Source organism: Sulfitobacter sp. BSw21498 (assembly GCF_006064855.1).
GTDB lineage: Bacteria > Pseudomonadota > Alphaproteobacteria > Rhodobacterales > Rhodobacteraceae > Sulfitobacter.
In genome coordinates this window covers 2460001-2485493 of sequence record NZ_CP040753.1, presented here as the reverse complement: position 1 = coordinate 2485493, position 25493 = coordinate 2460001, and the positions used below count along the sequence as shown (strand labels likewise).

Below are 25493 nucleotides of genomic sequence, written 5' to 3'. Positions count from 1 at the left end.
GCGTGCGGTCCTTTAGCGTTCTAATATGTCACGGTGATAGCGCCTGAGGAGCATTAGCCCGAACAAGCCCAAAAGTGCTGATATGGCATAAACGTATGATACGGAGACATAGGGGGCGTCATAATTGGGGTAGAAACCGGCCCTCACGCGCCCCACGATATGAACAAGAGGATTATACCATAGCCACCCGCGATAGGGTTCAGGCACCGTGCTATAGACGAAAATGACCCCAGAAAGCAGCAAAAGCGGTCGCGTGAAGATCGCGTAGATGCGTTGCCAAATCTGGAACATAGACATCATGAAGCAGTTGAATACGCCAAGGCCAAACGACAAGGCGGCGATCAACCCCAAACCCGACGCAATTTGTGAAAGGTTCAATGCTGCCCGTGTGTCGAAGTGCAATATAACACCAGCTAAAACGATAAATGCCACAAGAAGCTGCGTTAGGAAATTCAGGATAAACCTACCCAAAATAGCATCTATAAAGGTCACCCGCGGGTAGGCGAGTAACTGTTTCGAATAATTAATGGCCTGCGCAACCTTATTGCTGAGGTCAACAAACATTAGAAAAGGCAACAAACCGGTCGCATAGAAAAGTGGAAAATTGACGCCGATCGGAGGAGACCGAAAACCGATTGAAAAGATGACCGTCAGAAGGGCGATCCCCAGAACCGGTTCAGCCAGGGCCCAAAGGTATCCCCCCGGCGACCTGCCGTAGCTCGTTCCAATCTCACGTAAAATGAGCGCGATAACGATGCGGGGCGTTGCAAAATGCATAACCCGTCTATGGCGGAATTCAGATTTCATTAAGCCGCACCCTGACGGGCACCGTTGATGTGCCATCTGGCCGGGGTCGCTGATTTGAAACGGTCCAAGATAAATTCATACTGCGGAGAGAAGGCACCGCGAAATTGATCTTTTAATATCTCGGGCAACATAGCGTGACGCCCGGTGTTACTGTGAAGGCCTGCTTTGGGTGTCAGCGGCGCTATTTTGAGAAATGTACATATATCTCGCATAGTGCGCGCATGAAAAAGATCTTCGTAAAAGACGTACTTGATCCGGTGGCGAGGTATAGCTGCCTCAAGTTCTAATATTGTGCGACGATAATTTGCCCGCTCTAGGTTGGCCAATCGATTGCTATCGATCAGATGCTGAGCCCGTACCTCACAGGCATGTTGGAAGTCACTGAACTGGGAATGGTCTGAACTGACTGCCATCCTGATCTGCGACCACATACGGTCGATCGGATCTCTCATGATAAAAATAAAGGAAGCCTGCCCGAGCTTGCCCATCTCAGCAAACTCCCTAGCATCAAGAATCGCATAGGCTGGGGTAATATCGCAGATAACCCGTTGACCGGTGAACCCTTGTAGGAGGTAGGTCAGATACGCCCCATGCTCACCCTCATCATCGGTGTATATTGACAAAAGATCCGTCAATTCCGTCAAAACTTTGAGCCGTCTTCTGTTTTTTGCACCGTGTTCCGAAATCAGTTCCTTCGCCAAAGTTTTGACTGCGTTGATGCGAAGATTAAAGACCTGTTCTGCTTTTCCAGAGATTACATCAAAATAATGCAGTTCCTTATTGCGCGAAAAGTGTATCTCATTGCTAGTTCGCAGCATCTCATAGAGCCATGTCGTCCCGGCTTTTTGTGCGCCGATGCAATACGCGAGCTTTGTGGTTTCGGGCAGGAAGGGTGGGGCCATATGCTACGCCTTGGGTCAAGTCATCACTTGGCTGTACTGTAATTATAATGTGCTACCGCATCGTTAATGTCATCAAAGTATGTAAGCTTACCCGCTTCAAGCACCGCACCTGCAGTGCATAGTTCGCGCAGCATCCCGTTGGAGTGGCTCACAAAAACCGCGCCTGCTGTGGTAAGGCGGTCCATGAGAATTTGTCGGCTTTTCTGTTTGAAACTGGCATCACCTACCGCAGTAATTTCATCAATAAGATATGTGTCAAATTTGAGCCCCATGGACACACCAAAAGCTAAACGCGATTTCATACCAGCGGAGTACGTGCGAAAAGGCAGATGGAAATGAATATCTAGGTCTGAGAAGTCTGCAACGTAATTGATCAATGCTGATGTGTCTGCCCCATAGATCCTCGCTACAAAACGCGTGTTTTGTGCCCCCGTCATGTCGGGATGGAACGACCCCGCAAAGCCAACGGGGAATGAAATACGTCCTTTGGTGAGCACATCACCGGACGTCGGATCGGCGGAGCCTGCGATAAGTTTAAGAAGCGTCGATTTTCCCGCTCCATTTCGGCCCAGCAATCCCACCGATATTCCGCTCGGAAAAACTGCGTTCATACAGGAAGCGACGGTTTTTTGACGGCCATGCAACTTATAGATTTTGGTTAAATTTCGAAGGACAATCATAGGTGCAACTAGCGTCGATCACGTAGCGAGTACACAATCATCATAATTAATGCCCATAACGTGAAGCTAGTGATGAATGTCATTCCTAATAAGAACGGGCGGTTGGGAAGCGCCGCTGTTTCTGACAGCGTTGGAGGAATGTGTGCCGCCAAATATTTGGATTTTCTCCGCGCCTCCGCAACTGCCGCGTCGTAGGAGGCCCGTGCGGCTAGGTAGGCCTGTTCTGAGAACCCTAAATCTACTTTTAGGCTCTCGAACTGCCCGAATAGTTCGGCAAATCCGGCGGGGCGCTGGGCGTTTTGCCCATAGTTCAATTTTTCGCGCTCTTGAGAGATGCGGTCTGCGATAATCTGGCGCCTTCGCTCTGCTTGTTTGAGGCGGGGATCCGTATTGGTACTAGTTTGACTTAGCATATCTAAACTGATCAGCGTTTCTGTCATTTCCGCTTCTAGGGATGACAGAAGCCCAGTTTGGATTTGAAGAGGTGAATCCGGGCTAACTATTTGATTTTTATTTCTAAAATCTGAGAGGTCCCGCCGAGTGTGCTCAAGGCGCTGTGCCGCGAGATCCAAACCTTCACCCGCGTGCTTGGTCGTGTCCTCGCGTGCAATGGCCGAGAGTTGGTGAATCAGATTGGAGCTTTCTTTAAATATTTCAGTCGCGATGGCCTGCGCGTCTGCTGGAGTGAAGGCTTGAACCCTGAGGCTAATCAATCCGCTGCTGTTATCGCTGTAAACACTGACCATGCGCCCCCAGTATTTTGTCAGATCTTCGATCGTGCCGGGCGAATGGTAGCCGAAAACCGGGTCCAGTTCCGTGACAGAAGATGACCAAATATGGCGTAAATTCAGCGTCTTATCTATGCGTGAAACGAGTTCTTGGCTTCTTATGAACTGATAGAGCATTTCCTCGTAGTCGGCTCCGTTTCCTGTTAGGTTCGCCACCCCACCCAGAAGCTCTACTGCCGAGCTCATATCTTCGCTATGAACTGAAAAGCCCGACGCGGAGGTGTAGCGGTCCGCGGCGCGTTCCCAGAGGTACCAGGAAGCTATTAGGCTAGACCCTAAAACCCCGAGCACAAAACTCAGAAACGCAAGGCGATGCCGCAGTTGAAGACGCGCGTTCGGAACAGGCGCAGCAATGTTAGGGGGCGGTAGGGTCAGTACGTTCGGTTGGGCAGTCGTATCAATTCTGTTTCTCTGTGTCTTAATTGCGCGCACTTTTCTCCGGCGCTGCTCTTCTATACGTGCGAGCGCCTTTTCGCGCTCTTGAAGCTTTCGTTGCTTGAGGCGCGCGTGTGTCGGTGGATCTTTCGCTGACTGTGCGATTGATTGATTCATGACAACTGTAATAATTGAATAGTCCTCATGATTTATTAATCGCCGTGAGCTATTTCAAAGAAAGACATTTAAATTTTATAGGAATATAGAATGAAGGAACCGCATGTTCATATTTTAATGGGAACAAAAAATGCGGGTGTGTTCCTTGCAGATCAATTGGCGTCGATCCGCCGCCAAGAGCATCGCGGTTGGAGCCTTTGGGTCAGCGATGACACTTCGACCGATAGCACGTGGGAGGGGCTTTTAGACTTTCAATCCAACACACCTGATTATGACATTCGCCTACTTAAGGGCCCGAATACTGGAGTGGCTGGAAATTATTTTTATTTGTTGGGTCAAAAGGAGTTAGCAGGACAATGGGTTGCTTTCTGCGATCAGGATGATGTCTGGATGCCGCATAAAATCTCGCGTGCTGTGGAGCTCTTAAAACATCGTGAGAACTCAGATGTTTATAGTAGTAGAAGTTTTTACGTCGACGCTAGGATGTCGGGTCTTGGTGTGTCCCCCAATTTCATGCGGCCCTGTAATTTCGGAAATGCAATTGTTCAGAACTGCCTTAGGGGAAATACGATTGTCTGTCCGCCTGGCGTGACAGATTATCTTCGTAGCATTTTATTTACTTCGGCGAGTGCTGAAATTCCTTTTCACGATTGGTGGTTGTATCAGGCAATTACAGGAGCGGGGTTTGGTGTAATCCACGACGAGAAGCCCAGTATATTTTATCGACAACACGATGCAAACGTGATGGGTGCGCCGGTCGGCCATCTAAGACATCGGCTGACTCGCATCGTGGATGGTACATTTGCGAATTGGATAGATGCCAACGCGTCGGCGATGCTTCGATTGAGCCCCGTCTTAGATGCGGGGGCTCGGGAGAAATTGCTTAGATTTCAGGAGTGGAGGACCAAATGTAATACACGTGGTCGGACACCTTTGAACTCTATGGGCATCTACAGGCAGAGCTATTCTGGCAATATTGCCTTAAGCTTGCTCGCGCGGTGTGGACGGCTTTAAGAGAACATTAAATCAACAAGCCTTCGTCGCCCAACTGCTTCATAAAGACAACGTCTGACTCGGCGAACTTTTCTAATCGCCTCTGGGTAGGCTTATCGTTAATTAATGACATGAGATCCTGCCATCTGCTCCGATGAATGACTTTGGGGCCAGCGTTTATGCGCGTGCTTTGAATGTAAACTTGATGCCCTGTTATGGTATAAATATCTACTTCCAGAAAATTTAGATTGCTCAGCTGATAAATGCGGCTCAACTGCTTCGCTCTTTTTACTGCACGTTCGATAAGTACCTCACGCGAAATTTCGGCTATTTCGATTGTGCCCCGGACTTTGCCGGTTGCCATATAACTACAGTAGAAATTGTCATAATGGTCCTTGATGAACGTTCGCCAGGCTACATCCCCACCAAAGAAGTAGTCGTTCGGTGTCCAGTTTTTCACCCTGCGTAAGCCGGTGTGCTCGGGCATTGAAAGCATGCGGTCAGAGGCGGCGAGCGATTTTTGTCGGAGGTAGAAATAAAAGGATGCTATCCTTTCGTAGGGGTCGCGCAATACAGTGAAAGAAAAAACGTCATCTTCAAAGTGAGAGGGGTGGTGCCAATCCAGATGCCCTGAATATAGGTCATATCCTTCTGGAAATTGTTGATATTGATTGGCTTGGTGGTGAACGCGAATGGGCGATGTTCTTCGTTTTCCATATATTCTAAACAACTCAGAGTGCACAGATTGCCCAGCCGTCTTTGGGATATGCAAGAACACAATCTTTTTCATTGAGTGCGACCTGCCCGTAAGTCCAGTATTTCTGGGGTGTAAGGATCTACGTGCGGCAACATGCTGTTTATCCCCTTGCAGAATTCGAGCACGTTTGACGGATCGAGATGGTCGATCTGCCACGGGGCGAATCGCCACCAGCGACATTTTAGTAAGAGACTGATGAGACTAGGCGGAAGACGCATGCGTTTTATCGTAGCTGGATTCCCCGCGACGACAGTATAGGGGGCAATATCGCGTGTTACGACAGAATGGGCGCCTACCACTGCTCCGTCTCCTACACTTACACCGGCTGCGATATACGCCCCATGTCCAATCCAGACGTCATTCCCAATTGTCGTTACTTTTACTCTGGTGGGCGGTCTGCTGTGCGAATGCCGAGAGTTGTGATAATGCTCCGCTGCTTCAAACCCGTCATCTAAATCGAAAATTTTATCCCCAAGATATAAGGCGGGGCTGGTCGAGACCCAATCCATTGGGTGGTTTTGGCGCCCGATTTGTGCATTTTCTCCCATAGAACAATAGCGCCCTATCCGGGCAGCGAAGCAGTATCCCGACACCTGATACGAGAACGCACCCATTTCGAGCGAATGTTCGTATTGTGTCCACTTTAAACTTGCCGGTACCTCCAACACTGTGTGTTCGGGCAGCTTTATCGTAGGCGCGCCTCGGCTAAGCACCTCAATACCACGTTTGCGGAGTGACGAGAGAGAAAGGTTGACTTGGTTCATGAAGCCAGCGCCCACGTTTTGACGATCTGAGTTTCAATATGGATTAGTAAGACTTTAGCTAGATCATTCTCGGCAAAAAAAGGGATGGCATACCCATTTTCGGCCTTGGCAACGGCTTCTCCCTGAGCCCCGATAGCGAAGGCGTGGGTGTTCAGGCCAGTTGCCAGCGCTTCATGCGTGGTGAATGAAAAGGTTTCAGGCCAGACCGATGGTATCAACCAATCTGTCACGCCATATTGTCCCGCAATTTTGTCCAGATCAGTAACGCTGTAGTTTCCGTGAATGGGTACTGAGGGCGAGAGAGGGATGGCCGGGTCGAAATTTCCAACGATTACTAGACCAAGCCCAAGCTTATCAATCTGCGATGCTGAGCGGCTTATAACCCATGCGCCTTTCTGCAAGCCAATATCACCTAAGACACCGATGACACGGCGCATTCGGCTGTCAGGGCACTTGATGAGCGGAACCGAATGTAGCATTTGATGCGGCTTAACTTTTATTTTCGGCGTATGTTGGGGATATGCTTCGGAAACGATATCTTTGCTATTTCTAGAAAACACAGATATCTCATCAGAAGCCTCTAGAAGTTGTTCCCATTCATTCTGCCATTGCCTGAGGTTAACGTGCTCCGCCTTTAATTTTATTGATTTTCCATCGATCTCAGGCAGACCAACATACAAGCCATTTTCGTTCGTAAGTGTGTAATCTGGAGAAATCGAAAAATAGTCGTGAAACAGAAATTCGATTCTATGATTTCCATTTTGACTTAACCGTAAAATAGCTTTCGGAACTCCAAGTGGGTCGCGTGCCCCCACAGCGCAGGAGTAGACAAGCTTTCGCTTTTTTAATGGAAGTAGTAGTTCAACGACATAGTCGAAGTTGTCCGTCCCGCCAGAAATGATACCATCCTGACAGTGTAGTTCGATCTGCCACCTCATCGTTCCGCCCATTCTGATAACGATAGCAGCGCGACCCAAGGCGTAATGTTTAGATTTAATTCTATGCTGGAGATAGGCTTCGGCACCGCCGCCCATACTGTGCGCGAAGTAAATCGAAACTGGGTAGGTGTCTTGGGCCGCTATCCAGGCCAACGCCAATGCAAGGCGTGGTGAAATAAGCGGATCCGATTTGATAAAGTTTTGTACGTCGGTATCGTAGTGAGGATAGCGCTTGGATATAAGCGCGTTGTTTTTTGTAACCAGGCGCGACTTTGCTTCCGATCCAAAGCTTTGCCCGCCACGATGCTCCACGAACAAGTTGATTGCGCAGTAATGTAGCCCGCCTGCAGTCCTTATTTTCTGACACCAGTCAACCTCTTCGCCGTACCCTTTGCCAAAAACGATATCTAATTGAGGTGCCTTTTTCAGGTACTTAGGGTTAATCGCCATACAAAAACCCACTCCTGTCGGTGCGGCTGTAGTATAGGCTTCCGGATTTAGATTTGCGGCTGTCACATCGATAAGGTCGCCCTGCCCAAATGCAAGGTTTTGAGGAGCACAGATCAGCGGAGCCGTAAATATTTCGGCATCATTCGACATGGGTGTCGCAGTGGCCGCCCGAGGGTATTGACGTAAGGGCTGTATAAGTCGGCTAGCCCATTTCGGCGGCACCAAAGCATCGGAGTTCAGTAGTACGATCGTATCCGACCAGCGTTGTGCGCAGTTGAGACCTTTATTCACGCTTTTTATAAAGCCAAGGTTTTGTGAGTTCTGAATCAAAGTCGCACGATCTTTGTTGGTAACTGACCAATCGCGAATCAGAGGAAGTACGCGTTTGTCGGTCGAACAATCCTCGATCAGGATGATGCGCCACTGCAGGTCGGTATTATCGACGATGCGCTGTAGCGCCTCCTTCAGTACGTCATAGGCATTAAATATCGGCAATATAATCGTTATCGTGTCATTTCCCGTGGGAATGGCTTTGGGGCGGAATAGATCAGGATCAAGCTCGCGTGCCTGGGGAATGGGGCAAAGTCCTAGGCCCCGCTTGATCTGTGACCGATGTGAGGGATCGCGCGAGATGCGCCACCTAAAAAAGGCGGGGAGGTGCAGGACCAATGCCAATAGAAATGAAAGCGCCAGACGTAACTTTGTCCACCAAAGTCGTGCAAAGCTAAGATTTCGCGAAATTGGAGGCGGTGTCCCACGGCTGTGGTGGAACTCGACGCCGAAACGGCTAATTTCGTGTAAATGCGTGGGACCGAGCGGGGTGGTTAGGTCAAATCCGACGTGTTTCCCGCCGCCATGGGCGTCAGCTACATCTTCGCGTAGCAAGTTGGCTTTCGTGCTCACTTTGATGCCGTTCATGTGCAAAACGACATCTTCTGCAAAGGTCCAGCCTGCCAATCTGATGCTTCCCGAGCCGACATGCAGGACGTCGATGGCACCGACGACCTTTCCCGTTGTGCCAAGTATAGGCACTGGCCGTCCCTCAGCCTGCAAATGGGCGGCAATGTATCGGGCAAAAAGGGCTTTGAGCTGTTTATACAAAATCAATCTTTTCGATTCTATGTTGCAGGTATCGAGGGCTAATTCAGCATGCCCGCCCTTAAGGAGAGGTTAATTTCATTCTGTTTCATGACGTAAAAAATTTGGCGCACCGCACGGAGGTAACATAGGTGGACGGATCGCATCGCGGCATGTCCGTGACGGACTACGGCCATAATAATCAGGTAGATATTTCCCGAACTTCCGCGTGTTCTGGGGGGGCTTGCATCACTATTTATGGGAACAATAATCACGTGGTTATCGGCGAAGAGACCGTCATTTCTGCCGGCCTAATCGAGATGAGGAACCATGATAGCGTCATTCGTATCGGCGCGAATTGCAGCCTCGCGGGGTCGTTGCGCTGCCGCGCGCGTAACACATCTATCCGTATCGGTGACCGTACCACCACAATGATGGCGCATCTTAGTCTGCATGAAGCCGGGACCATCACGATCGGCGAGGACTGCATGTTTTCGGGGGATATCATGATGGATGTCAGCGACATGCACTCTATTCTTGATACTGAGACAGGCGCGCGGCTGAACCCAGCGCTGGATATTGAAATTGGGGATCATGTTTGGCTGGCTCAGGGTGTACGGATCATGAAAGGAGCGCTTATAGGGCAGCATTCCGTTATCGGCAGCCGGTCGATGGTGATGGGGGCGATTCCTGCGCATTCCCTCGCGGTCGGGGTGCCGGCGCGTGTGGTGCGATCGGGGATAACCTGGGACCGTCGACGGTTAAACACAGAAAAAGCGCATGAAGATGAAACCACTGAGGCGTTTCACAGCCCATTAGGGGGTATGCCGGCAGGCGAAAAATCCGGAGGGCCTAACACGACGACGGAGCAGTAGCAGACCCATATTATTCGCGGGTCGTGCGCGGCGTTCTGAGAAAAAGGCGTGGTTCAATGGCTATATTGGTTGTCAGCGAATGCTCCGATGACCACAGCTAAGCGCGCAAGAAACGCGGCTTTGGAAATCTACAAGCTGTGCCAGGTGCCATCTTTTGCTTCGACAAGAGGCACCGCAGATCAGATGGGGCCGGAAGCCCAGTGGGATTAAAGTAAGAATAGACCCCTGCCAACCATTGCTTTGAAATATGGGATAACTAGGTGCTATGCAGCACAAGTATCCACCGCGTATTGACACGAGTTAGCATCAAGCGGATAAGCTCCCCAAATGCGTCCGCGTAATTCAATTGGATGAGCTGAGATCGTGCCTTTTGCGCTTTCATGTTCTTTACCCTGTTGAGACGGAACGAATTTTTAATGGTGGGTATGCCGCTTGGCTACCAACATCGACAATGTTGAGGGCGTTGACAGAAACTCTCGACATAAAGTGCGGGCCGTTAGCTCAGCTGGATTAGAGCAGGGAACTTCTAATTCTCAGGTCGGGGGTTCGAGTCCTCCACGGCTCGCCAATTTTCCGAAGTTGCTGCCAATTGGGCATAAGCGTGCAAAAGGATCACTAGTCGGCAAGCATATACCTGAAAAAAACGTTTTTAATCATATGGTTAATTTAAGTTCCAAATTCATCTTCAATCATAAGCATGCAGCCGGGAAGAATAAACGTGCATGCCAAAAAAATGCCCGCCAAGGGCGAGCATCTTTTGGGAAGAACTGGGGTAATTTTAGCTATGAATTGATTTCAAATAGTCTTTGGGAGTCGAACGCCGTCAGGAAATCGGGTGCGGTGAATGGCGAGGATCGCATCAAAGTGCCTGTTTTTGCGGCGAACTGTACGGCAAAGTCATTTACCTCAAGCTCATTTTTACCAGATAGTTTTACTTCTACTAACGTCTTGATCAACAACTCGATTACAAGCCCCCATCGGTGGGAGCATGCATGATCAAGGCGCGCCAAAAAGTCTGGGGTAACAAGTTCGTCGATATTCATCTCGACTCTATCAGCATAGCAGTACAAGAGTTTCACGAGTTGGTCACTGTCCCGTTTTAGTCTAATCTCATCAAAATGGACTGGGTCAACGAGCTTCTCAAGCTGTTCGTACGAACGAATATAATTGGAGAGGGTCGGAACACCCGACAAAATCAGCATCATTGGCCAATGCCGTTCTTTCATCATCGACTTGAAACTATCAAGAAAAATTTTGTTAGATTTCGCGCCATCGATAAAGACATGCTGGCATTCATCATAATGAACACCGATGACACCTTGTCTCTCGGCTTGATCTACAACTCTTTTCCAAATGTACTCCTGTGTCCGGGTCCGGTGAAGATCATATCCAAGCGCCCTAAGTGTTTTGATGCCAAGATCCTTGAACGTGACTTGACCAGAAAGAAGACAACTTACAATTTTCGCTGGCCGTCCGTTTGGCATCAAAGTCTCACTTTCATTGAATTTTCGGATGAGTGAATTCAACTCTCTGGATTTCCCAATACGAGACTGACCAGTGACCAGCAGGCCGCGAACTTCTAGGCCCCCAATCTGCTGGGCGGTTAAATATTCCTCAACACACCTCTCGAAGGCCGATCTTAACTTCGCTTCTCGAGGGAACTCGAAATGTGGAGCCTTAAGCTCCGTCAAAAGTGCAATCCTTTCACGGTTCACGAAGCTCATTTAAAACTACCTTTTCGTTTGGGTCGTCCGATAGGTTGGTGTTTCTTGTCAGTATCCGGCTTTACGCTCTTCGAAACTGAAGCTGTGGCAGCTGGGAGGAGCTCCGGATCAACTTGATCCATTTTAAGAGCCTCTGCGACCTCTACGGACGGCTTTAGCGTCGCAGTTGGGCTGTTGTCCGCGCCAAGTGGATAGACGCCTGGGCCGCCGTTACTAGAGGTGATTTCTCCAGGTCGTACTGTTTTGTGTTCGGAGTTTGATTGTTCAATGCGGACGCCCCTGAACACGTGCCGGGCCTTTTCTTCGCACTCTTCAAATGTTGAATAGCTGCGGGGCAATTTATTCTCGACGCCAATTCTTCTTAGCTGGTCGTGCAGCTTGCGTCGTGTCGACATAATTCGATCTTGGTAGACTACCGCAGCGTCCGGAGACTCGCGAAGGTGAGCTTCTGTAATCTCAAGGACTTCCGCAACCGTCAGGTCCGAAAATGCTGTAACCTGAAGTTGAAGCCGAAAAATCTCTGAAACACCTGAGATGATAGCTGTGGCTTCATTCACATTGTCCGGGTCAAGATATACTGACACTTTGGTGTGTGGAATTTCGTCTACAACTCTTTGCAATTGTTCAGAGTTGTACCTGAGCTCAGACAATACTCGGACCCCTTCGTCATTTGGGGTTGCTTGAAAATTCCAGCCGAGATGAATTCGGCGCTGGTCTTCATCCAACGGTCTGAATAAACCGCGCTCGTTGTTGAGAGCCTTTAAGACTTCTGCTGGTCGGCGTCCTCCCATCCCTACTCCCATATCCTTTCTTGAAGGATACTCATCAATAAAGAAGCGGGTTAGAATGCCGTAGAGTTCGTCTGTGTCTAGCGCGCCATTTTTTACTGAATCGTAGCCCGGGAGCTCTCCAGCTTTCCGACCGGTGTAACCGTGGATCAGTTTGATAAGCATTGACTCAGTCATTCCAAAAAAGCTTTCAACGTATGGCTTGTCGGGAGAAGCATAAGTCCTGACGGTGGTGAATAACGCGCCCAACCCGACCGCACTGCTAATTACCTTTGAGTTTCGTAGGCCAACACCATTATCGGACTTAATCATGCCCAAACCCATGGCTGGTGCGGGGTCATTGGCGCACCCATAAACAGTCTTTTCCCTCGTCTTGTCGCGTGTGGCCATTCTGAAAAGTGCTAATGTTGCTTCGGCTTTGGGTTGGTCACTCAGTACCCACGCTAGGGGCATCCTGCTGGCGACATCAATCATTACAAGGAGACTCAAACGCTGTTTGATGTCCTCGTCGATAGCGGTGAGGTTTTCCTTCTGGTGAGTTGATAATCTTTCCCAATACCCCTGCATTTTTGCTGTTGTGATAAGAGAGATTTTGCATTCATCAATTTCAACAAGCTCACCTACGAGCAACGCCCGAAAATCTGTACTGCCTCTTCCCCTTTTGTTTCGGCCGTAAACTTCTCCCTTAATTGAAACTGTATATTCAGTTGGGCTTTGGAGGTACGCTCGATGAGCCACGAGCGCCTTTTGCGATGGTACAGCAAGAGCGTGAAGGCCATTCCTTTTTCGAGCTTTGTTCCTCTCAAAAATCAGCATTTCGAGATGATTTAGAACATTTGAGGGAGAAGGGCCCTTAAGGTCCAGTCCGATTTGTTCCCATGCTTCGGTCATAAGTTCCAATAGCTCGATGGGTAGCCTCTGGGTCCTATTCCCCTTTTTATGGTCAAGTGTTGCAAGGGCAGCAATCACGTCGTCGTCAGCACTTAGGGCATCAAAGATCTCCAGGTACTTTAAGATCGTACGGCCGCGATAAAGTACCCAGTGCGAGTTCCTACCTCCCGGCGGTTTCGCTGGATACACGGCCTTGCCGAGAACGCTTTTCGCGACCTCGCAAACAAAAATTCGATTTTTTCTTTCATCAAGTAGCTTCCCAGTTAATCGTAGTTCGTTGTCGCCGCTCCTGATCCGCAGGTTCTCTCGCAATGATGCAGCGGCGATGCAGATTGCACGATGAAATTCCCCGTTCTCGCGCTGTGGTGCTGCAAGTTGATCCGCAAACATCAAGTCTTCGAGGCGGAGCTCTAAAATACCTGTAGATAATGCGCTTGAGCGAGACACTTTCATTACAGGGCTTTTTAGAAGGCTTGCGAATTTGGAGAAAGACGTGACTCCCACCTCACCGGTGGAAGTGTTTACAAGCTGACCTGCCCCCCGAAACTTCCCTCAGTTTAATGTAGAGTTTGCTCAACCTTCGAAGGAGCAAACAGATGCGACAGAGCCGTTTTACTGAAGCCCAAATTATCGGAATGATCAAAGAACAGGAAGCTGGCATGCCGACGGCAGAGGTGTGCCGCAGGCATGGCTTGAGTCCCGCGTCGTTCTACAAGTTCAAAGCCAAATATGGTGGCATGAACGTTTCTGATACTCATCGCCTTAGATCGCTGGAGGATGAGAACGCCAAGCTGAAGCGCCTTCTGGCGGACACGATGTTGGACAATGTTGTGTTGAAGGATTTGCTGGGAAAGAACTGACGACACCGAATGTGCGACGGGCCGCAGCACGCAAGGCAATGCGAGACCATGATATCTCGCAGCGCCGGGCGTGCAGGCTTGTCGGTGTCGATCCCAAGACCGTCCGGCGCGATCAGTCACCGGATAATCCAGAAGTTCGCGAAGAGATGAAAGCGATTGCCAGCAAGCGACGGCGCTTTGGCTACCGCCGGATCGGTGTGCTGCTGGAACGCAAGGGAAGGATCATGAACCACAAGAAACTGTATCGCCTTTATACTGAAGAAAAGCTGGGCGTTAGACGGCGCAGGGGCCGCAAGCGTGCGCGTGGCTCGCGGACACCAATGCCGGTTGCTTTGCGTCCTGGCGAGCGTTGGTCCTTAGATTTTGTGTCGGATACGTTCGGCGCGTCACGCAAGTTCCGCATGCTGGCTGTAAACGACGATTGTTGCCGCGAGAACCTCTGCTTGGTGGCTGACACCAGCATCTCGGGCGCTCGTGTCGCGCGGGAACTTGACGCGCTTGTCCGTATTTATGGAAAGCCTGCCTGCATTGTCAGTGATAACGGCACGGAGTTTACCAGTCGTGCGATCCTAAAATGGGCCGGTGATAACGACGTTGATTGGCATTACATCGACCCCGGCAAACCCCAGCAGAATGGCTTCATAGAAAGCTTCAATGGCAGCCTGCGCGACGAGCTGTTGAATGAGGAAATCTTCGATACGTTGGATGACGCCCGTCGCAAGCTGGCACTCTGGCGATACGACTACAACAACGTCAGGCCGCACTCATCGCTTGGGAACCAAACACCGGCAGAAGCTCGTCGAGCGCTTGAGCAATTTGAGGGCTCCGCGCAAGACGCGCTTGCCCAAACTGACGACGAAGAATATGAAACCCAGACCCGCAAACTCTCGTTATGAATGAGGGAGCCTCGGGGGGCAGGTCAAATCCCCTGTCTCATCACGCCCATGTGTTCGATAAGTCAAAAAGCGAGTTCCGGCTTTAATAAAGTATTCGTCGGATATGAACATCGCAGCCCTATACTCGTTTTGATATCTGAATTTATTGTGTTTGATAAAAGCCTCCTTCCAAGCCTCTCCTTCCATACGAGCGGGGTGGTTATTGATGTCGTAGTACTCCACCGGAGCATGGCTGAAGAATTTTGTGCCATCTGGATTGGTACCAGGGAGCGTTGGGGTTGGTAGAAGCATTTCAAAAACATCGAAAATATCTGTGTCGAGTTCGACCATATAATTGCAGCCGCCAATGGCGCTTTCGCTGCTCTCGATGCTGGCGCAAAAAACGAAGTACTGACTGAGGTAATCGTCATCAAGCGAGACCCTGACACACGAAAATTCAACTCCATTAAAGCTACCGATTGGCAAGGCATCGGGATAGCGCTGAATTTCCTCGTTCGGAAAGCTCAAAGTGCCCTCGGAGGGATCGGAGCGCCCAGTGTTCTCTTCCAGCTTCCTGTATTTGGTCAGTTCGTAAAATCGATATACGCCTTTTGCCACCTGACCCGCAATTTCAACGGTTGGAACAAACTTGTAGAGAAGCATGTTTACTTGCACTTTCTTTCAGTTGGCAGACGCGTGATCCTGATTAAGGTTTTTTAAAAATGACTGAAAGCGATCAATGGGGCGGTTGCAGCGAAAGTTTTTTTGTCCCACTGAACAGACTTCTGGCCAACCAAAATGCTGCACGATGCCTCCAACGGCCGCTTCAGCGAAGCTGCAATGTCGCGTTTGGATCACCGGTCAACGGCGGCTTTGGGCCGTTTCCGCTCGGCTAAAATTTCTGAACGCACCAAACAAATCTATTGACAGTCATTTGCATCGAATAGCGGCGATTTGCACGCTTATGCTCCATTGGCAGTTACCCATACCGCCTATGTTTGCACAGTCTTCATGCATCCCTGTGAAGAGCAGAGTAGTATCAGAGCAGTTACACGAAACGCATTTGATTGAACGGTCAGGGGCTGCCCCCGCGAAACCTTTACACTGCACGAAGATATATCTGATTTAACTGGCACCTAGGCCCATTGGCACTTTCGATGCCTGCCGTGTTTTTTGCGCCAATACCGGTGTTCATCTTGTCTGTACCGATCTGTACGAACACCGCGTGCCGGATCACAGTATGCTCCGGCTTATCTAGGGCGGACTGGGAGCAATTGTGTTCGCGCAGCGTGCCATCCTGACGGCGGCAATCTGGGGTCCTTCTCCTGTCTCCGGCAGGAAAAGGGCTTCTTTCCGACGTTTTGGGGTGGCATATTACCCCCGTGGATAACGTTTTACGCCGTCATCTCGCGTATGGTGGCAAAGATCACATCAACCCCACGGGCCAGCTGGTCATAATCCGTCCACTCGTCAGGCGAATGGGACACACCGTTCCGGCTTGGGACGAAAATCAGACCTGTCGGGACATAATCCGCCATAATCATAGCATCATGCCCGGCGCCACTGACCATGCTGCGAGATTTGAGCTGAAGCTGATCAGCGTGTTTGGTCAAACGGGTATGGATCTCGGAAGAGAGCATTGTCGGCTGGGCGAACAGGTCTTCCACCACATCGGTTCTAAGCCCTGTGTCTTCTGCCCGCGCCACAGCCGCGCGTGTTTGCGCGACCAGTTGGCGTACCACGCCTTCCTCTGGTGCGCGGATGTCGACTGTGAATTCCACCTCGTCGGGAATAACATTGGCACCGCCGGGTTTTACGTCGACTTTGCCGACCGTCAGCACGGCGTTCTGGCCAATATCCTTCGCAAGGCCCGGAAGCTCTGACAAGACCGCGACCGCGCCGACCAACGCATCGCGCCGCGCTGTCATCGGCGTTGTACCTGCATGGCCTGCGGCCCCATAGATACGGACGCGCAGCTGTGTCAGGCAGACAATACGATCGACAATCGCCACGTCTTCGCCATGCGCTTCGAGAACCGGCCCCTGTTCAATATGCAGTTCAAGAAACGCATGAACCGCCTCTTTGGGCAATGGGACGTCGTCTAGCTGTTCTGGGTCCAGACCATAGCGACGCATCGCTTCTGTAAAACTAACGCCGGCAGCGTCCTTGATCTTTGACAGCTGCTGCGTGGGCAGTTTTCCTGTCAGCAACCGCGAGGCCATGAGGCCGCTTCCAAAGCGGCTCCCTTCTTCTTCGATCATGGCGATGACATCGATTGATCGGGTGGGGGTAATGCCCTGCTCTTGAAACAGAAAGGCTGTTTCAATGCCCGCGATCACACCCGCCGGCCCGTCAAATTTGCCGCCATGGGGCACGGAATCAAAGTGAGATCCGACAAGAACAGGGGCGAGAGCAGGGTCGCGCCCAACCAGCCGTCCAAAGAGATTGCCAACAGCGTCCTCGCGCACGACGAGACCAGCCTTTTGCATCTGGGCGCGCAAATAATCACTCGCTTGCCTGAACTCGGGGCTGAATGTCGCGCGTGTCGTCCCTTCGCCCGGTGTCGCGTTGAAGGCGTCTAGACCGTCAATCATTGACTGGATGCGGTCTGGATTGGCAAAGTTTGTCATCAGAGCAGCCCCACGAAGATGCCGGCCATGACGACGGAAACCATCGTTACAGTGACAAACCCTGCGACCAGCATTGGCGGCAGCATATGCGCCGTCAGGATCTCGCGTTCTTCGACGTCATCGGTCAACGCGTTCACGACTTCTTTGGTGATCACATAGTCCGCTGGAAAACCATAAAGCGCGGTCAAGGAGCATGCAAAAGCCATCGCTGTGCTGATTCCGACCAGCTTGCCCGCGATAAAGGAGAAGACATACATCCCCAAGATACCGATGGCGATCAAAGCCACCATTGGCAACGCCAGCTCGGCAAGCATATCCGGCGTGGCGCGTTTCAGGCCATCAAAGATGAACACCATCAAAATGAGGATCGTGAACCCGAAAGCATTCGCAGCGCGGAGCGGTTCACGTTCAAGGAACCCGACCGATGTGGCAATGACGCCAAAAACCAGACAAACGACGAAGGGGCTGATGGTGAAGATCGGGTCAACAGCCTGAGAAACGCCCCATGCAAGCAGGGCAACCAGCCCAAGCCGAAGGAATTTGAAATAAACGGTGTTATAGGCCTCTGGTAGTTTCGCGAACAAGCGCGCGGGGGCCGGTTCGGCGTTCGCGGGGGATGTTTGTTGGTCCGCCTGAGCCTGCCAAGTGCCTTCTCTATAGCGGCGCAGCACGTGGTTTCCCTCGCGCTTGAGCATGATGGCGGTCAGCGGGTACCCAACAAAGCCCTGCATCACATAAATCAGGATGGCCAATACCGACAGGCTGGTCAGTCCGGCCTCTGCGGCGGCCTGTGACATAATGAGGGACGAAACGACGCCGCCCACCAACGGGGGCGCACCGACGACGACCGTTTCCCAATCGAGCACCAAAAGACCCACGGTAAACAGCAGCACGACGATCCCTGCGATGCCCGACAGCGCTACGACGACAGTTTTCCATTGTCCGATCAATTCGCGAACAGAAAGAAGCGTGCCCATGTTTGTGATCAGCAGGAAGATCGCCAGATAGACAATCGGCGTCTGGAACCCGGCAATCGCCACGATATCTGCCGGAAAAAACGTCCAGTAGCCCAAAAGAAACAAGACCGCGCAGACGAATACCGACGGCAACCAGGACTTCGTTCGTGTCGACAACACATCGCCTATGTATAGAATGGCGGCGAGTAGAGAGAAGGCAATTAACTGTGGCATAACGAAAATCCTCTGGTGGCGATTAGGCGCGGCGGGGCTGTACTGACATGGGTCCGGCCGCTCGCGCGACACAATTGTTCCATATGGATGTATCTTGCAAGATAAAATTTCGTTTAACTCCGGCAGGGGGTATTAATGATTAACGAAAGCTTAAATCCAGCGGCGGAAATGCTCGATCAGATGTTCGGCTCCGAGCTGCGCTACCTTCTGGCCGTGAGCTATATCGTGCTGAGCAACAATCAGGTCACCAGTCGACATATTGAGCGTGAATATCAGATGCCGGTGCACGGATGGTCAGCGCTTTATGCGATCACATCCTTTCCCGGTCTGCGCAGCAAGGATATCCAACACCTGTTTCCGCGGCCCCAGAATTCGATCAGCCGCGTCGTGCGTCTGCTTGTCGATCGCGATCTTGTCCGCGAAGAGGTTTCGAAAGCCGATGCCCGCGCAAAGCTGCTTTATGCGACTCCCAAAGGAACAGAGCTGTTGGCCGAAATCAAAGCCAAGGTGCTTTCCCGGCAGAACGAGATGCTGGGCAGTCTCACTGATAGCGAGCGGGAGGATTTTCTGAAACTGTGCCGCAAAATCGCAGCTGACCCCAGCCTGCACCGTTCAGAAACGATGTAGCCGCGTGTTTGGTGGCGGTATTCATAGGATCGTGACTGCACCTTCGCCGTCGATCATACGCCCGATGATCCACGCCTTTTTACCTTCGGCAACCATATTGCAAAGGGCAGCCTCGGCGTCAGCGGGGGGCAACGCCGCCAGTAGCCCGCCAGCGGTTTGGGGATCGTGAAACAACGGGTCCTGCCGCCCCAGCGTCGGGGCGTTTTCGATATTTGGTTGAAAGAGCGACGATTGCACGCCGCGCTCTGACAGGGTTCGCGCTCCGGCATAAGCAGGAACCGCATCTGCTGAGATTTCAGCACTTAGATGGGATGCCCGGCAGATTGCAGCGATATGCCCCGCAAGGCCAAAGCCGGTTACATCGGTCATGGCATGTGCGTGACGCAGGTGAAACGCTTGACGATCTTGCAGCTGCGTCATCTCGGCCAGGACCTGAGCAACATCCGCGCCACAGGCCGACCCCTCCATATGTGCGGCCATTAAAACGCCTGATCCAATGGGCCGGGTCAGCACAAGGACATCGCCCGCTTGCGCGCCGGACAAAGAGATCGGCGGCGACGTGCAGGTGCCAGTCACGGTAAAGCCGATGGTCATTTCGGCACCCATTGTTGTGTGTCCGCCTACGATCGTTGCCCCAGCACGAGAGAATACATCGTTTGCCGCCGCGGTGATTTCACCAAGCGTTCTGGACTGTAGCGCCGGTGACATATGGGGGAGTATGATGCTCGACAGGGCTGCTTGCGGCTGCGCCCCCATGGCCCAGATGTCGCCCAAAGCGTGGATTGCAGCGATGCGTGCCATTTGAGCCGGATCATGGATCAGGGCGCGCAAGTGGTCGGTGCTGATCACCTGAAAGCCACCACCGGGTTGTCTTAATACAGCGGCATCATCCCCCGGGGTCGACAGAATGGTATCGTCGGTCGGATGTTGCAGCAGCGATAGCCCGTCATTTAGAACGGTGTTGCCGATCTTTGCGCCACAGCCCCCACACAAGGGTTTCGATCCCAGCACCTCGCGTGCACCGGTTGCGACAAGATCAGGCAGTACGACAGGTCGTGGTAGCGGCAGATCGTCCAGTTTCTTCATAAAAGCGCGATCGATGCGGTCTTTCCAGCGCCAAAGCATCGGCCCCGAAAGCGCCAGCCCAAATTTTTCCGCCAAAGCCGATTTTTCTCCGAGGGAGATAAGCTTTAGGTAACCTTTCTGTGGTTTGAAGGGCTTGCGGGGACCGTTGGTCAGGGCCGCGCGCAGATTGTGGAACAGAACCGGGGCCGCGCGCACGGCAAATACACCGGCTTTGGGGCGCGGCGCAAAGGGCATCGCGGCGCAGTCGCCAACGGCAAAGACGCTGGGGTCATCTCTGATCGACAGATCAGGGGTCGTTTCAATGAACCCGTCGCTCAGCGGTAGGTCCGTTTGGCTCAGCCAGCTGTGTGGCACGGCACCGGCGGCACCCACGGTCAATCGCGAGGGGATCTTTTTCCCGTCGTGCAGGGCGACGTGGTCTGCGGCGACCTTTGTCACCCGGACGTCGGTATAGATGTCGATATCGGCGCGACGAAGCTTTGCTTCGATGCGCTGACGGGCAAGATTGCCAAGGCCGGAAAGCGAAGGGCCGGAATGAAGCAGGGTCACCCGCGGCTGGATGTTTTTGGCGCGTAGCGCGTGGGCCATAGCAAGAGAGAGTTCAGAACCGGCCACCCCGCCACCGATCACGGCAACTTCGGGGGCGGTGTCACCCTGTTCGACGGCGGACAGGAAATCACGCCAGCGGCGGGCGTAAACAGCAAGAGGCTTTGCCCCAACCCCAAAGGTAGCGAAACCCGGGATATCCATCGTGGCGGTAATCCCGATATCAAAGGAGGCGACATCATAGGCAACGGGCGTCCGTCCGTCGACGTGGATCAAACGCTGCTCCCGGTCGATTTGCGTCGCATGGGACAGGATCAACCGCGCCCCGGCAAAGCGGCATAGCCGGACAAGATCAATCTCTAGTGTTTCACGTGAATAATGCCCCGCGATATGGCCGGGAAGCATGCCAGTATAGGGTGCTGTCGGGCCCGGATTGATCACGGTCAGCCGCGCACCGGGCAGCGGGTTCATCCCCCATTTGCGCAAGACCAGCGCGTGGGCGTGCCCGCCACCGATCATGACCAGATCTTGGGTCAGGGGGATATCGCTGCGGTGCATGGGGTGGCCTTCCTTCACGTCGTTGAAACAGTCTTAGCCTGCTGGACCTGAGCGGCAAGGCTGCAAGCAGGTTCAGCAGGCCCGTTGCAACGGAATGTGAACTACGTGACAAGACCAGTATCTGTTTTCTCGATCAAGGTGGCTGACCATGACCGTTCGTATTTTGCACACCGCCGACCTGCACCTGGATTCGCCGCTTCGCAGTCTCGCGATGAAAGACGACCGTTTGGCGGCGCAGGTGCGCAGTGCAAGCCGGCAAGCGCTTGAAACGATGGTGCAGTATTGCATCGACGAAGATGTCGCGGCTTTCTTGATCTCGGGCGATCTGTACGACGGACAAGAGCGGAGCGCGAAAACCGCCGCCTATCTAGCTGCGCAGATGCACCGTTTGGCGCAGGCCGGGGTGCAGGTGTTCTATATCAAGGGCAACCACGATGCGGAAAACCCCATCGCGGGCGAGATTGATCTACCGTCCAACGTTCATGTTTTCGAGGGGCGGGGTGAAAAGGTGCAATTGGGGGGGCATCCTCTCTTTATTCACGGGGTCAGTTTTCGCGACCGCCATGCGCCGGAAAGCTTGCTGCCGAAATACACCGCGCCCGAACCCGGCGCAGTCAACATCGCGATGATGCACACCTCGCTTGCCGGGGCAGAGGGGCACGATCTGTATGCGCCTGTATCGGTGGGGGAATTGGTCGGGGCCGGGTTTGATTATTGGGCGTTGGGACATATTCATAAACGCGCGGTGCACAGTGAAACCCCTTGGGTCGTCATGCCCGGCATGCCGCAAGGGCGCGATATCGGAGAGGCAGGACCAAAATCAGCGACCCTCTTGACGGTTGAGCGCGGAGAAATCTCGGTGTCCGAAGTCGCAACGTCGGTGGTAGAGTTTCGGCGGTGCGACTGTGATCTGACTGGTGTGGAAACCGATGAAGATATGCGCGCGGCACTGCAGTCGGCGCTGCAGGCGCAGGCAGGAAGGGGCGCGGCGATTTTACGATTGCGCTTGATGGGGCAAACATCGCTGGCGTGGCAACTCAGGCAGCTGGCAGACGCATGGCGCGCCCAAGCGGATGAGATCGCGGAGAGCATCGGCACGCTCTGGATCGAAAAGATGACGCTGGACGTGACGCCTTTATCGCAGGACGCCGCAGACAGTGCTGTTTCCGAGGTGCAACAATTGATGACAGAGATCGCGGCAGAACCGGCATCCCGTGACGGCTTGCGGCAGGAATTGGGCCAAATTCTGGGGCTTTTGCCCGCAGAACAGCGCCGCGCTTTGGCCCCCGACGCCGAGGCACAAGAGGCACTGTTGCAGCAGCTCACCGACGACGCGGTGCTGGCAATGGCGGCGCAGATGCGGGGGGCGGGGACATGATGCGGCTGCAACAGCTGACGCTTGATCGCTTCGGCCACTTCACCGACCGTGTGCTGGACTTTGGGGCGCGCGCCTCTGACGGGTCTGATTTCCACATCGTTTTTGGCCGAAACGAAGCCGGCAAAACCACGTTGATGGAGGGATATTTGAGATTGCTGTACGGGTTTGCTGCACGCGAGCCCTATGCCTTTAAACATCCGCGCGCGAACCTTCGGGTGAGCGGCACCCTTGATATCGACGGGCAGATCCACCAGCTGGCGCGTTTGCCCAAGCGGTCGGGAAACCTTGTGGATGGCGCGGGTCAGCCGGTTCCGGATGCCCTATTGTCTGCCGCCTTGCGCGGGGTGTCGCAAAAGGAATACCAGAGCCTGCTTTGTCTCGACGATGAAACCATCGAGGCCGGCGGCGAGGAGATTACTAAAAGCGAAGGCGATATCGGCAAGCTTCTCTTTTCGGCGGCGGCGGGCATCAGTGATTTGTCGCAGGTGCTGGGACGGGTAGAGCAGGGCAATCGCGAGCTTTATCTAAAAGGCGGCACAAAATCCGATTTCGCGGCCCTTAAGTTGGCCCATGCGGATCTGGTCCAGCAGATCAAAGAGCACGACATCAGCGCCTTGGCCTTTCGCGATTTGCGTCTGGCGCGGACAAACGCGCGCGCAGAAGAGGACCGTCTGCGCAGAGCCAAGTCCGAGCTTTCACTTCGGAAAATTCGTCTGGAAACCATTCTGGAAGCGCATCCGTTGGCGACAGAGTGGCAGGCACTTCAGGCTCAGTTGACTCCGATCTCGCATTATCCTGAGGTGCTGGAGCTTGATGGCGAAGACTTGATTAAAATGATGACCAAACGGATCGCGCTTGTCGCCAAGCTCGAACGCTCTGCCACCGAGGCCAGCACCTTGCGTGCGCAATATGACGCAATAACTGTGGATGCAGCCGATCTGACCCGAGGGGACGAGGTGGATGCGCTCGCGTTTGCGAAGAGTAAGGTAGAGGCTGGGCAGTCCGATCTGCCGAAACGCGAAGCCCAGTTGTTGCACGATACGGCCGATATGCGCGGCAAGCTGGGCACCTTGGGCCTCGCCGCCGACGGTGATTTGGCGCAGTTCATCCTCGCCGATCCTGCCCTCGCAACGCTCGAGGACGCGCGTGTGCAGCTGAACGATGCGCACAAGCACCTGCAGACCGCGGAGGGCGAGGCAGCAACCGCAGGCGACAGGCACGAGGATGCGACCCGTGCCTTGAATGAAACAGAGCAAGAGACCGCTGTTGATCCGGATATCGAGCGGCTGTGCCTCCAGGTCGAAGCCGAGGATTTAATAGGTAGATATAGTGACGCCCTGCGTATCCTGGCAACGGCGGGGCAAGAGGCGGGCACGTCCCTGCGGCGTTTGACGCGGCAGGGGGTAACGTTTGATGCGGTGCCGGTGCTCCCTGTCTCCCCACGTCGGGCGCAAGCGCTGGCGCAAACCTCTACTGATGCGCAGCTTGCTCTGCGTGCTGCCGAGCAGGCTGAAAACGCCGCGGCCGATCGGCTTGCAGAGGCCGAAACACAGCGCAGCGTTGCCGCAACGCCTGACGTGGTAAGCGATGATGCCGCCGCCCGTGGCCGCCAGAAGCGGGATGCGCTTTGGGCGGTGCATAAAGAAGTGTTGAACGGGACCTCGGCCACGGCTTTTGAAGCCGCGATGCAGGCGGATGACGCGCAAATCTCTCTGCGTGCCAGCCAAAGTCAGTCGCTTGCGGAAATGCGGCACGCGGAACGCAGGGTGATAGAGACCCGCGAGGCCCATGCAGGTGCCGCAGCAAAACGCGACCGGGCAGAGGCCACGCTCCAAGATCTGAGGGCCGAGCTGAGCTCGCATCTACAGTCAATCGGCTTGCCTGAAACCCTCTCGGCTGAGGACTTGTTAGACTGGCTGCGCGATGCTGAAACGGCGCAAAGTGCAGCAGAAAAGTGCGAGACGATTGCGCAGACCCATGCCGCGCTTTTGCGCGAGGCCGAACAGATGCGCGACGATCTTGCCGCCCGTCTACACGCGGGGGAGGCCTCCTTGCGGACGGTTGTGCAAATGGCCAAGGCGCAGATCACCGCGCTGCAAGCCCATAAGAACGCGCAAAAGCTGGCGCAAGCCACTGCGAAGCACGCCAGCACAGAAGTGGCGCGCCGCGCGGCTGCGTCTGAAAAAGCGCAAGCCGCGCTCGCCGACGCGCTGGACCACTGGCGCAGCTGCGTCGCTGAATATCTGCCCGCGCTTGATGCAGATGTGGATACATGGAACGGCCTGACCGGATTGCGCAGCCTGCGTGAGGTCGACGCTCGGATGGTGGGCATCCAGCGACAGATTGCGGGCATCAAGCTTGACCGTGCGGCTTTTATTGAACGGCTGGATGCATTGGACGGCGGCGCGACCGCGCAAGAACAGCCGTTGATCCGCTATGCCGCATTGCAAACAGCGGTGACGGCGGCACGTCAGGCAGAAACCCGTCGCCGTGATCTGGCCGCACGGAGAGCGGATGCGGAAGAGGCAGCGCAGGAGGCACAGCGCGAGATCGCCGTGCTTGACGATCAGGCCCATCTTTTGGCCCGCGCGTTTGATAGCATGATCGACACCTCGACGCTGGATGCCTTGCGCCGCGCGACCGCGACCGCGCAGCAGGCTATCGCATTGCGCCGCCAAAGCGCCGATGTCCTGAGCCGGTTACGCGCAGCGCTTAATGTTGCCAGCTGGGGGCAGGCGCATGATATATTGGCAGCCA

General features: G+C 53.4%; 19 protein-coding genes and 1 tRNA gene (1 of these 20 running past the window's edge). 7 read left to right on the top strand and 13 right to left on the bottom strand.

The features are described 5' to 3' along the window. Positions 1-12: 12 nt before the first annotated feature. Genes E5180_RS12060 through E5180_RS12045 form a run of 4 tightly spaced genes read right to left on the bottom strand, consistent with a single transcriptional unit; the run spans position 13 to position 3729 of the window. Positions 13-807, bottom strand: a complete 795-nt coding sequence (locus tag E5180_RS12060) for an ABC transporter permease (RefSeq protein ID WP_254700467.1) — start codon at positions 805-807, stop codon at positions 13-15. Next, the gene (locus E5180_RS12055) at positions 807-1709 is read right to left on the bottom strand and encodes a sulfotransferase (protein WP_138924582.1); all 903 of its coding nucleotides are present in this window, start codon (positions 1707-1709) and stop codon (positions 807-809) included. Before E5180_RS12055 ends, E5180_RS12060 begins: the two co-directional genes overlap by 1 nt. Positions 1710-1732: 23 nt before the next feature. Beyond that, complete coding sequence (locus E5180_RS12050) at positions 1733-2389, bottom strand: ABC transporter ATP-binding protein (RefSeq protein ID WP_138924581.1); 657 nt, start codon at positions 2387-2389, stop codon at positions 1733-1735. Between the two features lie 8 nt (positions 2390-2397). Continuing rightward, complete coding sequence (locus E5180_RS12045) at positions 2398-3729, bottom strand: capsule biosynthesis protein (RefSeq protein WP_254700466.1); 1332 nt, start codon at positions 3727-3729, stop codon at positions 2398-2400. A 90-nt stretch (positions 3730-3819) separates the two neighbouring features. Here E5180_RS12045 and E5180_RS12040 point away from each other — a divergent pair, with 90 nt between their 5' ends. Continuing rightward, on the top strand, positions 3820-4743 hold the full coding sequence (locus E5180_RS12040) for a glycosyltransferase (RefSeq protein ID WP_138924580.1): 924 nt from the start codon (positions 3820-3822) through the stop codon (positions 4741-4743). Between the two features lie 7 nt (positions 4744-4750). On the opposite strand, the gene E5180_RS12035 is transcribed toward E5180_RS12040, so the two are convergent. The 3 genes from E5180_RS12035 to E5180_RS12025 all read right to left on the bottom strand — a co-directional run bounded on the left by E5180_RS12035 (position 4751) and on the right by E5180_RS12025 (position 8738). Beyond that, positions 4751-5512, bottom strand: coding sequence for a sulfotransferase family 2 domain-containing protein (locus E5180_RS12035; protein ID WP_138924579.1), 762 nt, complete (start codon positions 5510-5512; stop codon positions 4751-4753). Continuing rightward, positions 5509-5988 carry a DapH/DapD/GlmU-related protein gene (locus tag E5180_RS12030; protein WP_254700577.1) on the bottom strand — a complete coding sequence of 160 codons (480 nt, stop codon included), beginning with the start codon at positions 5986-5988 and terminating at the stop codon, positions 5509-5511. The genes E5180_RS12035 and E5180_RS12030 overlap by 4 nt, the downstream gene beginning before the upstream one ends. A gap of 251 nt (positions 5989-6239) precedes the next feature. After that, positions 6240-8738 (bottom strand): glycosyltransferase, encoded by a 2499-nt coding sequence (locus E5180_RS12025; protein WP_254700465.1) that lies wholly within the window; start codon positions 8736-8738, stop codon positions 6240-6242. A 143-nt stretch (positions 8739-8881) separates the two neighbouring features. On the opposite strand from E5180_RS12025, the gene E5180_RS12020 reads away from it, so the two are divergent. Both E5180_RS12020 and E5180_RS12015 read left to right on the top strand, forming a co-directional pair. Then, positions 8882-9583, top strand: coding sequence for an acyltransferase (locus E5180_RS12020; protein ID WP_254700464.1), 702 nt, complete (start codon positions 8882-8884; stop codon positions 9581-9583). Positions 9584-10073: 490 nt separating this feature from the next. Further along, positions 10074-10151, top strand: a tRNA-Arg gene (locus E5180_RS12015). Positions 10152-10365: 214 nt separating this feature from the next. Here E5180_RS12015 and E5180_RS12010 read toward each other — a convergent pair. Both E5180_RS12010 and E5180_RS12005 read right to left on the bottom strand, forming a co-directional pair. Continuing rightward, a complete protein-coding gene (locus E5180_RS12010; RefSeq protein WP_138924576.1) occupies positions 10366-11307 on the bottom strand; it encodes an AAA family ATPase in 942 nt (313 codons plus the stop codon). Then, complete coding sequence (locus E5180_RS12005) at positions 11304-13439, bottom strand: integrase catalytic domain-containing protein (RefSeq protein ID WP_138924575.1); 2136 nt, start codon at positions 13437-13439, stop codon at positions 11304-11306. The genes E5180_RS12010 and E5180_RS12005 overlap by 4 nt, the downstream gene beginning before the upstream one ends. A gap of 143 nt (positions 13440-13582) precedes the next feature. On the opposite strand from E5180_RS12005, the gene E5180_RS12000 reads away from it, so the two are divergent. Further along, a protein-coding gene (locus E5180_RS12000; RefSeq protein ID WP_138922942.1) for an IS3 family transposase occupies positions 13583-14742 on the top strand; the annotation gives its coding sequence in 2 pieces (ribosomal slippage) (positions 13583-13832 and positions 13832-14742; 1161 coding nt in all). On the opposite strand, the gene E5180_RS11995 is transcribed toward E5180_RS12000, so the two are convergent. From E5180_RS11995 to E5180_RS11985, 3 genes are all read right to left on the bottom strand, one after another. Further along, positions 14737-15384 carry a hypothetical protein gene (locus E5180_RS11995; RefSeq protein WP_138924574.1) on the bottom strand — a complete coding sequence of 216 codons (648 nt, stop codon included), beginning with the start codon at positions 15382-15384 and terminating at the stop codon, positions 14737-14739. The genes E5180_RS12000 and E5180_RS11995 overlap by 6 nt on opposite strands. A 731-nt stretch (positions 15385-16115) precedes the next feature. Then, positions 16116-17351: a Zn-dependent hydrolase gene (locus tag E5180_RS11990; protein WP_138924573.1), complete on the bottom strand. Its 1236-nt coding sequence runs from the start codon at positions 17349-17351 to the stop codon at positions 16116-16118. After that, a complete protein-coding gene (locus E5180_RS11985; protein ID WP_138924572.1) occupies positions 17351-18541 on the bottom strand; it encodes a hypothetical protein in 1191 nt (396 codons plus the stop codon). Before E5180_RS11985 ends, E5180_RS11990 begins: the two co-directional genes overlap by 1 nt. A gap of 135 nt (positions 18542-18676) precedes the next feature. Between E5180_RS11985 and E5180_RS11980 the strand changes: the two genes are divergently transcribed. Then, entirely contained in the window at positions 18677-19168 is a 492-nt protein-coding gene (locus E5180_RS11980; protein WP_138924571.1) for a MarR family winged helix-turn-helix transcriptional regulator, read from the top strand. Between the two features lie 21 nt (positions 19169-19189). On the opposite strand, the gene selD is transcribed toward E5180_RS11980, so the two are convergent. Continuing rightward, entirely contained in the window at positions 19190-21358 is a 2169-nt protein-coding gene (gene selD, locus E5180_RS11975) for a selenide, water dikinase SelD (RefSeq protein WP_138924570.1), read from the bottom strand. Between the two features lie 148 nt (positions 21359-21506). Here selD and E5180_RS11970 point away from each other — a divergent pair, with 148 nt between their 5' ends. After that, positions 21507-22736, top strand: coding sequence for a metallophosphoesterase family protein (locus E5180_RS11970; protein WP_138924569.1), 1230 nt, complete (start codon positions 21507-21509; stop codon positions 22734-22736). Further along, positions 22733-25493, top strand: the 5' portion of a protein-coding gene (locus E5180_RS11965) for an ATP-binding protein (RefSeq protein WP_138924568.1). Its footprint extends 674 nt past the window's final position; 2761 of the gene's 3435 nt are visible here — the first part of the coding sequence; it begins with the start codon at positions 22733-22735; the stop codon falls past the right edge of the window. Before E5180_RS11970 ends, E5180_RS11965 begins: the two co-directional genes overlap by 4 nt.

Coding starts and splice junctions, on each gene's coding strand:
- E5180_RS12060 (WP_254700467.1), bottom strand. CDS start 807: ATGAAATCTGAATTCCGCCATAGACGGGTTATGCATTTTGCAACGCCC.
- E5180_RS11985 (WP_138924572.1), bottom strand. CDS start 18,541: ATGCCACAGTTAATTGCCTTCTCTCTACTCGCCGCCATTCTATACATA.
- E5180_RS11995 (WP_138924574.1), bottom strand. CDS start 15,384: ATGCTTCTCTACAAGTTTGTTCCAACCGTTGAAATTGCGGGTCAGGTG.
- E5180_RS12055 (WP_138924582.1), bottom strand. CDS start 1,709: ATGGCCCCACCCTTCCTGCCCGAAACCACAAAGCTCGCGTATTGCATC.
- E5180_RS12040 (WP_138924580.1), top strand. CDS start 3,820: ATGAAGGAACCGCATGTTCATATTTTAATGGGAACAAAAAATGCGGGT.
- E5180_RS12005 (WP_138924575.1), bottom strand. CDS start 13,439: ATGAAAGTGTCTCGCTCAAGCGCATTATCTACAGGTATTTTAGAGCTC.
- E5180_RS12045 (WP_254700466.1), bottom strand. CDS start 3,729: ATGAATCAATCAATCGCACAGTCAGCGAAAGATCCACCGACACACGCG.
- E5180_RS12020 (WP_254700464.1), top strand. CDS start 8,882: ATGTCCGTGACGGACTACGGCCATAATAATCAGGTAGATATTTCCCGA.
- E5180_RS11970 (WP_138924569.1), top strand. CDS start 21,507: ATGACCGTTCGTATTTTGCACACCGCCGACCTGCACCTGGATTCGCCG.
- selD (WP_138924570.1), bottom strand. CDS start 21,358: ATGCACCGCAGCGATATCCCCCTGACCCAAGATCTGGTCATGATCGGT.
- E5180_RS12050 (WP_138924581.1), bottom strand. CDS start 2,389: ATGATTGTCCTTCGAAATTTAACCAAAATCTATAAGTTGCATGGCCGT.
- E5180_RS11990 (WP_138924573.1), bottom strand. CDS start 17,351: ATGACAAACTTTGCCAATCCAGACCGCATCCAGTCAATGATTGACGGT.
- E5180_RS12010 (WP_138924576.1), bottom strand. CDS start 11,307: ATGAGCTTCGTGAACCGTGAAAGGATTGCACTTTTGACGGAGCTTAAG.
- E5180_RS12030 (WP_254700577.1), bottom strand. CDS start 5,988: ATGGATTGGGTCTCGACCAGCCCCGCCTTATATCTTGGGGATAAAATT.
- E5180_RS12035 (WP_138924579.1), bottom strand. CDS start 5,512: ATGAAAAAGATTGTGTTCTTGCATATCCCAAAGACGGCTGGGCAATCT.
- E5180_RS11980 (WP_138924571.1), top strand. CDS start 18,677: ATGATTAACGAAAGCTTAAATCCAGCGGCGGAAATGCTCGATCAGATG.